Here is a 13,832-nt window from a genome sequence, read left to right on the forward strand (position 1 = left end):
TCCCGTAACCGGACATCCCTCCGGCCCGCGGGTCAGCGGACCGACCACCTCAGTAGGAGAACAGACTTATGCCCCCCAAGGGTCGTCAGGCTGCCGGCGCGAAGAAGATCCGCCGCAAGGAAAAGAAGAACGTCGCTCACGGCCACGCGCACATCAAGAGCACGTTCAACAACACCATCGTTTCGATCACCGACCCCGCGGGCAACGTGATCTCCTGGGCCTCTGCCGGCCACGTCGGCTTCAAGGGCTCGCGCAAGTCCACCCCGTTCGCCGCGCAGATGGCCGCGGAGGCCGCTGCCCGTCGCGCGCAGGAGCACGGCATGCGCAAGGTTGACGTCTTCGTGAAGGGTCCGGGCTCCGGCCGCGAGACCGCGATCCGTTCGCTCCAGGCCACCGGCCTGGAGGTCGGCTCGATCCAGGACGTCACCCCCACCCCGCACAACGGCTGCCGTCCGCCGAAGCGCCGCCGCGTCTGACGCAGCGCCTTCGGGCACGCGGGTACTGCTTTAAACCTCGTACGGGCTCCCGTTTTGGACGGGAGCCCGTACGCTGGTTCTGTTCGGCATCAAATAGTGGGTGCCGAAGACAACTGGAGGATCTGAAAACATGCTGATCGCTCAGCGTCCCTCGCTGACCGAAGAGGTCGTCGACGAATTCCGCTCGCGGTTCGTGATCGAGCCGCTGGAGCCGGGCTTCGGCTACACCCTCGGCAACTCCCTGCGCCGCACCCTCCTCTCGTCGATCCCCGGCGCTGCTGTCACCAGCATCCGCATCGACGGTGTCCTGCACGAGTTCACCACCGTGCCGGGCGTCAAGGAGGACGTGACCGACCTCATCCTCAACATCAAGCAGCTTGTCGTCTCCTCGGAGCACGACGAGCCGGTCGTGATGTACCTGCGCAAGCAGGGCCCGGGTGTGGTCACCGCCGCCGACATCGCCCCGCCGGCCGGTGTCGAGGTCCACAACCCCGAGCTGGTCCTTGCCACGCTGAACGGCAAGGGCAAGCTGGAGATGGAGCTGACCGTCGAGCGCGGCCGCGGCTACGTCTCCGCCGTCCAGAACAAGGCCTCCGGCCAGGAGATCGGCCGCATCCCGGTCGACTCGATCTACAGCCCCGTGCTGAAGGTCACCTACAAGGTCGAGGCCACCCGTGTCGAGCAGCGGACCGACTTCGACAAGCTGATCGTCGACGTCGAGACCAAGCCCGCCATGCGCCCGCGTGACGCCATGGCCTCGGCCGGCAAGACCCTGGTGGAGCTGTTCGGTCTCGCCCGCGAGCTGAACATCGACGCCGAGGGCATCGACATGGGCCCGTCCCCGACGGACGCCGCCCTGGCCGCCGACCTGGCGCTGCCGATCGAGGAGCTGGAGCTCACCGTTCGGTCGTACAACTGCCTCAAGCGCGAGGGCATCCACACCGTGGGTGAGCTCGTCGCCCGCTCCGAGGCCGACCTGCTCGACATCCGCAACTTCGGTGCGAAGTCGATCGACGAGGTCAAGGCGAAGCTGGCCGGCATGGGCCTGGCGCTCAAGGACAGCCCGCCCGGGTTCGACCCGACCGCCGCCGCCGACGCCTTCGGCGCCGACGACCTGGACGACGCGGGTTACGCGGAGACCGAGCAGTACTAAGAGATTTGGCCGCGGGGGCGGTTCCACGGAGCCGCCCCCGTCGTCGCGAAAGTCGTACGGGCAACAGTGCCCGTACGCCCGCTGCGGTACCTGATACGGCCGTAGTCGGAGATTCAAGGAGTAATCCATGCCGCGTCCCACCAAGGGTGCCCGCCTCGGCGGCGGCCCGCACCACGAGCCGCTGCTGCTCGCCGGTCTGTGCCGGGAGCTCTTCCAGTACGGCCGCATCACCACGACCGAGGCCAAGGCCCGTCGGATGCGCCCGCTGGCGGAGAAGCTGATCACCAAGGCGAAGAAGGGCGACATCCACAACCGTCGCCTGGTTCGCAAGACGATCACCGACATCTCCGTGCTGCACACTCTCTTCACCGAGATCGCGCCGCGCTACGAGAACCGCCCGGGTGGCTACACCCGCATCACCAAGATCGGTGGCCGTCGTGGCGACAACGCCCCGATGGCCGTGATCGAGCTGGTCGAGGCGCTGACCGTCGCGCAGACCGCCGTCGGCGAGGCCGAGGGCGCCACCAAGCGCGCCGTCAAGGAGGCCGACGAGGCCGCCGCCGCCGTCGAGACCAAGGCCGACGAGGCCGAGGCCGCCGAGCAGGCCTGACACCTCCAGGTGTTGCGGGCCCGTTCTCCCATCCGTGGGGGAGCGGGCCCGTTCCTCGTCTTTGGGTAGAAGAAGCAGTCCGGGGAGAGAAGCAGTGGTCAACGATTGCGCCGAGCGGCCGCCGGTGAAGGACGGTCCGGCGGACGGGTACGTCCGGATCCGGCTCGACCTCGCCTACCACGGCGCCGAGTTCTCCGGCTGGGCCCGCCAGCGCGGCGGCCGGCGGACGGTGCAGGAGGAGATCGAGACCGCGCTGCAGATCGTCACCCGCAGCACCGAGCTGTACCCGCTGACCGTCGCCGGCCGCACCGACGCCGGAGTGCACGCCCGCGGCCAGGTCGCGCACGTCGACCTGCCGGCCGGGCTGTGGGCCGAGCATCGGGAGAAGCTGCTGCGGCGGCTGGCAGGGCGGCTGCCCGGGGACGTCCGGATCTACCGGCTCGGCGAGGCCCCGGCCGGCTTCGACGCCCGCTTCTCCGCCATCTGGCGCCGGTACGCCTACCGGGTCGCCGACCACCCCGGCGGGGTGGACCCGCTGCTGCGCGGGCACGTGCTCTGGCACGACCGGCCGCTGGACGTCGGGAAGATGAACGCCGCGGCCGAGTTGCTGTTGGGCGAGCACGACTTCGCCGCCTACTGCAAGAAGCGCGAGGGCGCGACCACCATCCGCACCCTGCTGGAGCTGCACTGGGACCGCGTCCCGGTGGACGCCTACGCCTCGCAGGAGGGCTCGCTGGCGGTCGCCACCGTCCGGGCCGACGCCTTCTGCCACAACATGGTGCGGGCGCTGGTCGGCGCGATGCTGCTGGTCGGTGACGGCCACCGGCCGGTGGAGTTCCCCGGCGAGGTGCTGGCCGGCGGGGTGCGCAACTCCGCCGTCAACGTGATCCGGCCGTACGGGCTGACGCTGGAGGAGGTCGGATACCCGGCCGACGACCAGCTCGCCGAGCGCAGCCGGCTGGCCCGCCGGATCCGCACGCTGCCGGGGCAGCCGTAATCCGTTTTGGCCCACGGCCGCGACTTGGGACAATCTCCCTCATGGGACACGTCGAGATTTCGCACCTGGAGTACTACCTGCCGGACGGGCGGGTGCTGTTCGACGACGCGTCCTTCCGGGTCGGCGAGGGCGCCGCGGTCGCCCTGGTGGGCGCCAACGGCGCCGGAAAGACCACGCTGCTGCGCATGATCGCGGGCGACATCCAGCCGCACGGCGGCACGGTGACGATCAGCGGCGGACTCGGCGTGATGCGCCAGTTCGTCGGCACCACCGGCCGCGAGGACCAGTCGCAGACGCCGGGCGCGCTGCCCGCCGACGCCTCCGTCCGTGACCTGCTGGTCTCCGTCGCCCCCGAGCGGATCGCGCTCGCGGCCCGCGCGGTCGACGCCGCCGAGCTGGCGATGATCGCCCAGGACGACGAGAAGACGCAGATGGCCTATGCCCAGGCGCTCTCCGACTGGGCCGACGTCGGCGGCTACGACTACGAGACCGACTGGGACGTCTGCACCATGGCGGCCCTCGGAATGCCCTTCGACAAGGCCCAGTGGCGCGGCCTGAACACCCTCTCCGGAGGGGAGCAGAAGCGCCTGGTCCTGGAGGCGCTGCTGCGCGGCCCCGAAGAGGTGCTGCTGCTGGACGAGCCGGACAACTACCTGGACGTGCCGGGCAAGCGCTGGCTGGAGGAGGCCATCAAGGCCACCTCGAAGACCGTGCTGTACATCTCGCACGACCGCGAGCTGCTCTCGCACACCGCCGAGAAGATCATCAGCGTCGAGTCCGGCGCGGCCGGCAGCAGCGTCTGGGTGCACGGCGGCGGATTCGACTCCTTCCACGAGGCCCGCAAGGACCGCTTCGCGCGGTTCGAGGAGCTCGGCCGGCGCTGGGACGAGGAGCACGCCAAGCTCAAGAAGCTGGTCGTCACGCTGCGCCAGGCGGCTTCCGTCAGCCATGCGCTCGCCACCCGCTACGCCGCCGCCCAGACGCGGCTGAAGAAGTTCGAGGAGGCCGGCCGCCCGGAGGAGCCCCCGCGCGAGCAGAGCATCACCATGCGGCTCAAGGGCGGGCGCACCGGCGTGCGCTCCTTCACCATGGAGCAGCTGGAGCTCACCGGGCTGATGAAGCCGTTCGACCTGGAGGTCTTCTACGGCGAGCGGGTCGGCGTGCTGGGCTCCAACGGCTCCGGCAAGTCGCACTTCCTGCGGCTGCTCGCCGGGGACGAGACGGTCGCGCACACCGGTACGTGGAAGACCGGCGCCCGGGTCGTGCCGGGCCACTTCCGGCAGACCCACGCCCATCCCGAGCTGTTCGGCCGGACGGTCCGCTCGATCGTCGAGGAGGAGCACGCCCTCAGCCGCGGCGCCGCGATGGGCGCGCTGCGCCGTTACGAGCTGGACCGGCAGGAGGAGCAGAAGTTCGAGTCGCTGTCCGGCGGGCAGCAGGCCCGGCTGATGATCCTCAAGCTCGAACTCTCGGGTGTGACGGCCCTCCTGCTCGACGAGCCGACCGACAACCTGGACCTGGAGAGCGCCGAGGCGCTGCAGGCCGGGCTGGAGGCCTTCGACGGCACGGTGCTCTGCGTCACGCACGACCGCTGGTTCGCCAGGACCTTCGACCGATTCCTGGTGTTCGGCGCCGACGGCCGGGTCTACGAGTCGTCCGAGCCGGTGTGGGACGTCACCCGGGTCGAGCGCGATCGCTGACCGTTTTTGACCCACCCGGGGCGGGCCGGTAGGCTGGGTGCTTGTTGTGCGTATTGGCTCGCTCTATCTCACGTGAGAGGTCGGTACGCCGGAGATACCAGGTCGACCACCCAGCGGCCCCCCTTGAATTGCGTCCAAGGCGGCCAGGCTGATGCGCTCGACCAGGTGCTCCTGTCAGGACTCACTCACTGAAAAGCAGAGGCTACGACCGTGCGTACGTACAGCCCCAAGCCCGGCGACGTCCAGCGTCAGTGGCACGTCATCGACGCGACCGACGTCGTGCTCGGCCGCCTGGCCTCCCAGGCCGCCAACCTCCTCCGGGGTAAGCACAAGGCGATCTACGCGCCGCACGTTGACACCGGTGACTTCGTCATCATCATCAACGCGGACAAGGTGCACCTGTCGGGTAACAAGAAGACCCAGAAGCTGGCGTACCGCCACAGCGGTTTCCCGGGCGGTCTCCGCTCGGTCCGTTACGACGACCTCCTGGCGAACAACCCGGAGAAGGCCGTCGAGAAGGCCATCAAGGGCATGGTCCCCAAGAACTCCCTGGGCCGCCAGATGCTCTCGAAGCTGAAGGTCTACTCGGGCGACCAGCACCCGCACGCTGCCCAGCAGCCGGTGCCGTTCGAGATCACCCAGGTCGCGCAGTAACTCCGGCCACCTAGCCCCCCAACACTGAAAAGAGCTGAGGAACACCGTGGCCGAGACCACTGAAACCCTTGAGGTCGACTTCGACGAGACTGTCGTCGAGGGCGAGTACACCTCCGAGGAGAGCTACACCTCCGAGTCGCTGGCCGGTCGCTTCGGCGAGGCCGTCCCCGGCGCCGGCCTTGGCCGTCGCAAGGAGGCGATCGCCCGCGTGCGCATCGTTCCCGGCACCGGCGTCTGGAAGATCAACGGTCGCACCCTGGAGAACTACTTCCCCAACAAGGTGCACCAGCAGACCGTGAACGAGCCCTTCAAGCTGCTGGAGCTCGACGGTCGTTACGACGTCGTCGCCCGCATCTCGGGTGGCGGCACCTCCGGTCAGGCCTACGCGCTGCGCCTCGGCGTCGCCCGTGCCCTGAACGAGGCCGACGTGGACAACAACCGCGCCGCCCTCAAGAAGGCCGGTTTCCTGATGCGTGACGCGCGTGCCGTCGAGCGCAAGAAGGCCGGTCTCAAGAAGGCCCGCAAGGCGCCGCAGTACAGCAAGCGCTAGTCGCGCCCGAGGGGTGTGTGCCGCCCTGGTGGTGCACACCCCTGGTTGCGCTCTCACGCCCCGGAGTACCCCGTGTACTCCGGGGCGTCGTGCTCCCCTGCCACGGTGCGGAGGCCGGGGTTCGATCGGATTTACTGCCGGATCACTGCCGGCAGCGGCGATGGAGGACGGGACTGTGGGACGACTCTTCGGTACGGACGGCGTACGCGGTGTCGCCAACGAGGGGCTGACGGCCGAGCTGGCGCTCGGGCTGTCGGTCGCGGCGGCGCACGTACTCGGTGAGGCGGGGGCCTTCGACGGCCACCGGCCGGTCGCGGTGGTCGGCCGCGACCCGCGGGCCTCGGGCGAGTTCCTGGAGGCCGCGGTCATCGCCGGCCTGGCCAGCGCGGGCGTCGACGTACTGCGGGTCGGCGTGCTGCCCACCCCGGCGGTGGCGTACCTCACCGGCGCGCTCGGCGCCGACTTCGGCGTGATGCTCTCCGCGAGCCACAACGCCATGCCGGACAACGGCATCAAGTTCCTCGCCCGCGGCGGCCACAAGCTGGACGACCGCATCGAGGACGCCATCGAGACCCACTACCGGACGTACTCCGTCGGAAGTGACGAGTGGAAGCGTCCGACCGGCTCCGCCGTCGGCCGGGTCCGTGAGTACACCGAGGGTTTCGACAAGTACGTCGCCCACCTGATCGGCGTGCTGCCGAACCGCCTGGACGGCGTCCGGGTCGTCATCGACGGCGCCCACGGCGCGGCCGCCTACGTCGCCCCCGAGGCCTTCGCCCGGGCCGGCGCCGAGGTCGTCCACACCCTGGGGGCGGAGCCCACGGGCCTCAACATCAACGACGGCGTCGGCTCCACCCACCTGGACCGGCTTCGCGCCACCATGAAGGAGTACCGGGCCGACCTCGGCATCGCGCTCGACGGCGACGCCGACCGCTGCCTGGCCGCCGACGCGGACGGCAACGAGGTCGACGGCGACCAGATCATCGCGATCCTGGCGGTCGCCATGAAGGAGGCCGGCACGCTGCGGCGCAACACCGCCGTCGCCACCGTGATGTCCAACCTGGGCTTCAAGCTGGCGATGGAGCGCGAGGGCATCGAGCTGGTGCAGACCGCCGTCGGCGACCGCTACGTGCTGGAGGCGATGAAGGAGCACGGCTTCGCGCTGGGCGGCGAGCAGTCCGGCCACGTCATCCTGCTCGACCACGCCACCACCGGCGACGGCACCCTGACCGGCCTGATGCTGGGCGCCCGGCTGGCCGCGACCAAGCAGCCGCTGGCCGACCTGGCCGCCGTGATGTCCCGGCTGCCGCAGCTGCTGATCAACGTCAAGGGCGTCGACAAGAGCCGGGTGAAGACCAGCGAGGAGCTGGCGGCCGCGGTCGCCGAGGCGGAGGCCGAGCTGGGCACCACCGGCCGGGTGCTGCTGCGCCCGTCCGGCACCGAGCCGCTGGTCCGGGTGATGGTCGAGGCCGCCGACCAGGTGCAGGCCAAGGCCGTCGCCGAGCGGCTGGCCGAGGCGGTCCGGACACACCTGGGCTGACGGCCCGTTCGTGACGAAGGCCCCCGCCGGTTCGTACGGCGGGGGCCTTTCCGGCTTGCCCGGGGCCGAGGCTGTCGGGCCGTCGATCCTTCGGGCCGTCAGGCCGCGGGGCTCCGGATTGCTGGGGCTGGGCTGGGGCTGCGGTTAGAGCTTGCGCAGCAGGGCGCGGCGGACCTTGTGGTCCGCGCCCTTCTGCAGGATCAGGGTGGCGCGGCCGCGGGTGGGCAGCACGTTCTCCAGCAGGTTGGGCTTGTTGATGGTGCGCCAGACCTGCCGGCCGTACTCCATCGCCTCCTCCTCCGGCACCTCGGTGAAGCGGCGGAAGTAGGAGTTCGGGTCCTGGAAGGCGGTGTCCCGCAGCTTCTTGAAGCGGGAGAGGTACCAGCTCTCGATGTCGTCGGTGCGGGCGTCGACGTAGATCGAGAAGTCGAAGTAGTCGGCCACCGCGAGCCTGGTCCGGCCGTCGGTGCCGGGCAGGGCCGGCTGGAGGACGTTCAGGCCCTCGACGATCAGGATGTCCGGGCGCTCCACGGTGAGCCGCTCGCCCTGCACGATGTCGTACACCAGGTGCGAGTAGACCGGGGCGGTCACCCGCTCCTTGCCGGCCTTCACGTCCGCCACGAAGCGCATCAGGGCGCGCCGGTCGTACGACTCGGGGAACCCCTTGCGCGCCATCAGACCGCGTCGGCGCAGCTCGGCGTTGGGCAGCAGGAAGCCGTCGGTGGTGACCAGCTCGACCCGGGGGTGCTCGGGCCAGCGGGCCAGCAGCGCTTGGAGCAGACGGGCGGTGGTGGACTTGCCGACGGCGACCGAACCGGCCACGCCGATGATGAACGGGGTCCGGGTGCGCTCGGTGTCCGGGGTGTCCAGGAAGGTGCCCACCGCGCCGCGCAGCTCGTGCGTGGCGTGGATGTAGAGGTTCAGCAGCCGGGACAACGGCAGATAGACGTCGCGGACCTCGTCCAGGTCGAGGGCGGTGCCCAGACCGCGCAGCCGTTCCACCTCCTCGGCGGTCAGCGGCAGCGGCGTACGCTCGCGCAGCGCGCTCCACTCGGCCCGGCTGAGGTCCACGTAGGGGGACGGGGACGGGCCGGGCGTGGCGGCGCCCCGCGTACAGAGTTCGGTCAGCACATGCTCCATTGTGGGCCGTAGCGGCGTTCACGGTGGCTGTGGTGTCGGTCACGCGCACGGGGTGAAGCGTGCGAAAAGGGCATCCTGGCCGCCCTTATGCTGGCACGCATGTGCGGAATCGTTGGATACGTGGGCGCTCAGCCCGCTCTTGATGTAGTAATCGCAGGCCTGCAGCGACTGGAGTACCGGGGCTACGACTCGGCCGGTGTCGCGGTGCAGGTGAAGGGCTCCGACGGGCAGTGGAGCCTGGCCACCGACAAGCGGGCCGGCAAGCTCGCCAACCTGGAGAAGTCGCTCGCCGAGGCCCCTCTTCCCGGCGGCACCACCGGCATCGGCCACACCCGCTGGGCCACCCACGGCGGCCCGACGGACGCCAATGCCCACCCCCACCTGGACGACGCCGTCCGGGTCGCCGTGGTGCACAACGGCATCATCGAGAACTTCGCCCAGCTGCGGGCGGAGCTGGCCGAGCGGGGCCACACGCTGCGCTCCGAGACCGACACCGAGGTCGTCGCGCACCTGCTGGGCGAGGTGTACGAGGGCGACCTGGCGGAGGCCATGCGGGTGGTCTGCCGCCGTCTGGACGGCGCCTTCACCCTCGTAGCCGTGCACGCCGACGCGCCGGACGTGGTGGTCGGTGCCCGCCGCAACTCGCCGCTGGTGGTCGGGCGCGGCGAGGGCGAGAACTTCCTCGCCTCCGACGTCGCCGCGTTCATCGCGCACACCCGCGAGGCGATCGAGCTCGGCCAGGACCAGGTCGTCGAGCTGCGCCGCGAGGGCGTCACGGTGACCAACTTCGACGGCACCCCGGCCGACGTCCGCGAGTACCACGTGGACTGGGACGCCTCGGCCGCCGAGAAGGGCGGCTACGACTACTTCATGCTCAAGGAGATCGCCGAGCAGCCGAAGGCCGTCGCCGACACCCTGCTCGGCCGGATCGGCACCGACGGCCGGCTCACCCTGGACGAGCTGCGGATCTCCGACGCCGACCTGCGCTCGGTCGACAAGGTCGTCATCGTCGCCTGTGGCACCGCGTTCCACGCCGGCATGATCGCCAAGTACGCGATCGAGCACTGGACCCGCATCCCCTGCGAGGTCGAGGTCGCCTCCGAGTTCCGCTACCGCGACCCGATCATGGGCCCGGGCACGCTGGTCATCGCGATCTCGCAGTCCGGCGAGACCATGGACACCCTGATGGCGCTGCGGCACGCGCGCGAGCAGGGCGCCAAGGTGCTGGCGATCTGCAACACCAACGGCTCCACCATCCCGCGCGAGTCGGACGCGGTGCTGTACACGCACGCCGGGCCCGAGGTCGCCGTCGCCTCCACCAAGGCGTTCCTGACCCAGCTGGTGGCCTGCTACCTGGTCGCGCTCTACCTCGGCCAGGTGCGCGGCACCAAGTGGGGCGACGAGATCTTCACCATCATCCGCGAGCTCGGCGACGCGCCGAAGCAGGTGGAGCAGGTGCTGGAGACCATGGAGCCGGTGCGCGAGCTGGCCCGCTCCCTGGCGGACGCCCGGTCGGTGCTGTTCCTGGGCCGGCACGTCGGCTTCCCGGTCGCGCTGGAGGGTGCGCTCAAGCTCAAGGAGCTGGCGTACATGCACGCCGAGGGCTTCGCGGCGGGCGAGCTCAAGCACGGGCCGATCGCGCTGATCGAGGAGGGGCTGCCGGTCGTGGTGGTCGTGCCCTCGCCGCGCGGCCGCTCGATCCTGCACGACAAGATCGTCTCCAACATCCAGGAGATCCGGGCCCGTGGCGCCCGCACGATCGTCATCGCGGAGGAGGGCGACGAGGCCGTCGTCCCGTACGCGGACCACCTGATCCGCATCCCGGTGACGCCCACGCTGCTCCAGCCGCTGGTCTCCACCGTGCCGCTGCAGGTCTTCGCCTGCGAGCTGGCCACGGCCAAGGGCCACGAGGTCGACCAGCCGCGCAACCTGGCGAAGTCGGTCACCGTCGAGTAGTACCCGCCACGGTGCCCCTGCGGTGGCTGCGGCCTCCGCAGGGACGCCGTGTCGAGCGTGAAGGAGAAGGGGGCGGGGAGGTCGATGAGCTTGCCCAAGTCGACCTGGGTGAGGGCGGTGTAGTCGCCGTCCTTCGGTTCGGTGAACAGCGTCACCTTGCTCTCGCTGCGGTCGACCAGCAGGTAGCAGGGGACACCGGCGGCGGCGTAGCCCAGCCGTTTGACCTCGCGGTCCTCGACAGGACCGGTCGAGGTGACTTCCAGGACGAGCACGATGCCGGTCGTGGACGACCACGAGTCCTGCGCACGGAAATGGCCCACGGGAGCAACGGTGGCGTCCGGGACGAACCGTCCCTTCGGAGTGGTCAGCCCCTTGCCCCCGCTGACGTAGAGCTCCCCGGCCGCCTGTCGCGCAACGGCGCGGCCGAACCTGGCAACCGCATCTTCGCGGTCACCGTCCGGCGGTGGGGTCACGATGATCTCCCCTTCGATCAGTTCAGCCTTGAAGCCCGGCGGCGTGTCCAGCTCCAGGAACGCCTGGAGGATGCCGTCCTGGCCCTGGGGGTCCTCGGCTGCCGGAATGGCGACCATGGCCCTCCTCCCTCCTGCTGGTCCGTACGCCTGTCTGCCTTGCGAGCGACACGGTAGGCGTACGGACCGACACCGGTGGGGGATCGAAGTGGTTGTCACTCGAAAGTGTCCCGCAAAGCCGGAGGAACAGCTGGTGATCATCGGGGTCGGGATCGATGTGGCGGGCGTCGACCGGTTCGGGGCCGCGCTGGCGCGCACGCCGGGGATGGCGGAGCGGCTGTTCACGCCGGACGAGTTGCGGTTGCCGTCGGGGGAGCGGCGGGGCGTGGCCTCGTTGGCGGCGAGGTTCGCAGCGAAGGAGGCTCTGGCCAAGGCGCATGGTGCGCCGGGCGGGCTGCGCTGGACGGACGCCGAGGTGGTGAGCGCCGGCTCGGGCCGTCCGGAGCTGAGGGTGCGGGGGACGGTGGCCGCGCGGGCGGCCGAACTGGGCGTCGGGTCGTGGCACGTGTCGCTCAGCCATGACGCGGGCGTAGCGTCGGCGGTAGTCATCGCCGAGGGTTAGCCGAGGGTTAGGGGCTTGCGGATGCGCCGCGCTCACCGTGTCGAACAGGTCCGGGCCGCCGAGGCCGAACTGATGGCCCGACTGCCGGAGGGCACGCTGATGCAGCGGGCCGCCACCGGCCTCGCCGCCACCTGCGCCCGGCTGCTGACGCGCCGTCGCGGCCGGGTCTACGGCAGCCAGGTGGTGGTGCTCGCGGGCAGCGGCGACAACGGTGGTGACGCGCTGTACGCCGGCGCCGCGCTGGCCCGGCGCGGGGCCGGGGTGACGGCGGTGCTGCTCGCGCCCTCCCGTGCCCACGCCGGGGGTCTCGCCGCGCTGCGGGCTGCGCGCGGGCGGGTGGTGCTGGAGCAGGAAGTCGGCCTGGCCGGCTTCTCGTGCGCGGACCTGGTGCTGGACGGCATCGTCGGCATCGGCGGGCGCGGCGGGCTGCGCCCCGAGGCGGAGCCGTACGCGAGGGCGCGGCGGCGCGGGGTGGTGGTGGCCGTGGACGTGCCCAGCGGGGTGGACGCCGACACCGGCGAGGTGGCGGGCGTGGCGCTGCGGGCGGACGTCACGGTCTGCTTCGGGACGTACAAGCCGGGGCTCCTGATCGACCCGGGCGCCGCGTACGCGGGTGCGGTGCAGCTGGTGGGGATCGGGCTGGACCTGCCGCCGGCCGGCGTGGAGGCCTTGCAGCACGCGGAGGCCGGGGCGCTGCTGCCCCTCCCGGGGGCGGAGAGCGACAAGTACCGGCGCGGCGTCGTCGGCGTGGCGGCCGGTTCGGCGACGTATCCGGGGGCTGCGCTGCTCGCGGTCGCCGGGGCGCTGCACGGCGGCGCGGGTGCGGTGCGCTACGTCGGGACGGCGGCCGAGGAGGTGGTCCGGCGGTTCCCGGAGGCGCTGGTCACCGAGGGCGGACCGGCCGGCGCCGGGCGGGTGCAGGCCTGGGTGGTCGGCCCGGGCGGCGGCGAGGGGGCGCGGCAGGCGCTCGCGGAGGCGCTGGCGAGCGACGTGCCGGTGCTGGTGGACGCGGACGGCCTGACCGAGCTGGGCCGCCTCGGCCCGGGAGCGCTCGCGGGGCGGACGGCGCCCACGCTGCTCACCCCGCACACCGGCGAGGCTGCGCGGCTGCTCGCCGGTGTGGACGGCACCGCCCCGCCGGCCGCCGACGAGCTGGCGGCGAGCCGGCTGGCGACCGCCCGCCGGCTCGCCGCGGCGTACCGGGCGACGGTGCTGCTGAAGGGCTCCACGACGGTGGTCGCCGACCCGGGCGGCCAGGTGCGGGTCAACCCGACCGGTACCCCCTGGCTGGCCACCGCCGGCAGCGGGGACGTGCTGGCCGGTCTGGCCGGCTCCCTGCTCGCGGCCGGCCTCCCGGTCCTGGACGCCGCCTCGGTGGCCGCCTACCTGCACGGCCTCGCCGGCCGGCACGCGGCGGGCGCCCCGGGGGCTCCGGTCACGGCGCTGCAGGTGGCCGCGGCGCTCCCGGTGGTGTGGCGCGACGTCCGGGCCTCGGCGGGGAGCGCGTGGGAGCGGGAGAGCGAATAGACCGACCGGTCTACATAGTGTGAGCACCGGGGTGGGGGTGACCTGCGCACGAGGTGCGTGCTTGCGGCGGGGCGGGCAGGCGAATGAACCGACCGGTCTACATAGTTTGAGCCTGCAGGGCCGGGGTGCCCCCTGGGGGCTGGGGTGGGTGTTTGCGCGGACTGGGAAGTCGGCCGGGCCGACTTTTCGCGCGGGGCGGGTGGTGTGCCGGGGTGGGAGGGCGCCGGCGTCGCGGATCGGGGGCCGGCGAGAATAGATGGATCGGTCTACATGGTTTCCCGGGGTCGAGCGCCGGGGCGGCGGCCGTGGAGTGGGAAGTCGGCGGGGTCGACTTCCCGCTCCGACAGCCGGTGCAACCAGCGGCGCTTCGCGCGCGTCCGGAGCAGCGGGGTGGGTTGTGGGGGCCGCCGCGCCGACGGGCCGTTCGGCGAGGACTC

The 13,832-nt window shown here is 71.4% G+C and carries 12 protein-coding genes and 1 pseudogene; 11 read left to right on the forward strand and 2 right to left on the reverse strand.

Annotated elements, in window-relative coordinates; all coding sequences use genetic code 11:
• Positions 1-68: 68 nt before the first annotated feature.
• The 8 genes from rpsK to glmM all read left to right on the forward strand — a co-directional run bounded on the left by rpsK (position 69) and on the right by glmM (position 7,680).
• Entirely contained in the window at positions 69-476 is a 408-nt protein-coding gene (gene rpsK, locus OG286_RS23820) for a 30S ribosomal protein S11 (RefSeq protein ID WP_030232513.1), read from the forward strand.
• A gap of 130 nt (positions 477-606) precedes the next feature.
• Positions 607-1,629: a DNA-directed RNA polymerase subunit alpha gene (locus OG286_RS23825; RefSeq protein ID WP_030055844.1), complete on the forward strand. Its 1,023-nt coding sequence runs from the start codon at positions 607-609 to the stop codon at positions 1,627-1,629.
• Between the two features lie 127 nt (positions 1,630-1,756).
• Positions 1,757-2,239 (forward strand): 50S ribosomal protein L17, encoded by a 483-nt coding sequence (rplQ, locus tag OG286_RS23830; RefSeq protein ID WP_396321454.1) that lies wholly within the window; start codon positions 1,757-1,759, stop codon positions 2,237-2,239.
• Between the two features lie 94 nt (positions 2,240-2,333).
• Complete coding sequence (truA, locus tag OG286_RS23835; RefSeq protein WP_396321453.1) at positions 2,334-3,236, forward strand: tRNA pseudouridine(38-40) synthase TruA; 903 nt, start codon at positions 2,334-2,336, stop codon at positions 3,234-3,236.
• A gap of 41 nt (positions 3,237-3,277) precedes the next feature.
• On the forward strand, positions 3,278-4,936 hold the full coding sequence (locus tag OG286_RS23840; protein WP_396321452.1) for an ABC-F family ATP-binding cassette domain-containing protein: 1,659 nt from the start codon (positions 3,278-3,280) through the stop codon (positions 4,934-4,936).
• A 210-nt stretch (positions 4,937-5,146) separates the two neighbouring features.
• Complete coding sequence (gene rplM, locus OG286_RS23845) at positions 5,147-5,590, forward strand: 50S ribosomal protein L13 (RefSeq protein WP_014136251.1); 444 nt, start codon at positions 5,147-5,149, stop codon at positions 5,588-5,590.
• 46 nt (positions 5,591-5,636) lie between these two features.
• A complete protein-coding gene (gene rpsI / locus OG286_RS23850) occupies positions 5,637-6,140 on the forward strand; it encodes a 30S ribosomal protein S9 (RefSeq protein ID WP_148644401.1) in 504 nt (167 codons plus the stop codon).
• Positions 6,141-6,315: 175 nt separating this feature from the next.
• Complete coding sequence (gene glmM, locus OG286_RS23855) at positions 6,316-7,680, forward strand: phosphoglucosamine mutase (RefSeq protein WP_396321451.1); 1,365 nt, start codon at positions 6,316-6,318, stop codon at positions 7,678-7,680.
• A 144-nt stretch (positions 7,681-7,824) separates the two neighbouring features.
• Here the strand turns inward: glmM and coaA are convergent, their stop codons facing one another.
• Positions 7,825-8,820: a type I pantothenate kinase gene (gene coaA / locus OG286_RS23860; RefSeq protein WP_405360138.1), complete on the reverse strand. Its 996-nt coding sequence runs from the start codon at positions 8,818-8,820 to the stop codon at positions 7,825-7,827.
• Positions 8,821-8,919: 99 nt separating this feature from the next.
• On the opposite strand from coaA, the gene glmS reads away from it, so the two are divergent.
• Positions 8,920-10,776 (forward strand): glutamine--fructose-6-phosphate transaminase (isomerizing), encoded by a 1,857-nt coding sequence (gene glmS, locus OG286_RS23865; protein WP_396321449.1) that lies wholly within the window; start codon positions 8,920-8,922, stop codon positions 10,774-10,776.
• 62 nt (positions 10,777-10,838) lie between these two features.
• On the opposite strand, the pseudogene OG286_RS23870 reads toward glmS, so the two are convergent.
• A pseudogene (locus OG286_RS23870) lies at positions 10,839-11,507 on the reverse strand (Uma2 family endonuclease); the annotation flags it as partial.
• Between OG286_RS23870 and OG286_RS23875 the strand changes: the two are divergent.
• Together OG286_RS23875 and OG286_RS23880 are read left to right on the forward strand one after the other, a co-directional pair.
• Positions 11,500-11,868 (forward strand): holo-ACP synthase, encoded by a 369-nt coding sequence (locus tag OG286_RS23875; RefSeq protein ID WP_396321448.1) that lies wholly within the window; start codon positions 11,500-11,502, stop codon positions 11,866-11,868. The pseudogene OG286_RS23870 and the gene OG286_RS23875 sit on opposite strands and share 8 nt — an antisense overlap.
• Positions 11,869-11,889: 21 nt before the next feature.
• Positions 11,890-13,395, forward strand: a complete 1,506-nt coding sequence (locus OG286_RS23880) for an NAD(P)H-hydrate dehydratase (RefSeq protein WP_396321447.1) — start codon at positions 11,890-11,892, stop codon at positions 13,393-13,395.
• Positions 13,396-13,832 lie beyond the last annotated feature (437 nt).

Source organism: Kitasatospora sp. NBC_00039, assembly GCF_045160625.1.
Classification (GTDB): Bacteria; Actinomycetota; Actinomycetes; order Streptomycetales; family Streptomycetaceae; genus Kitasatospora.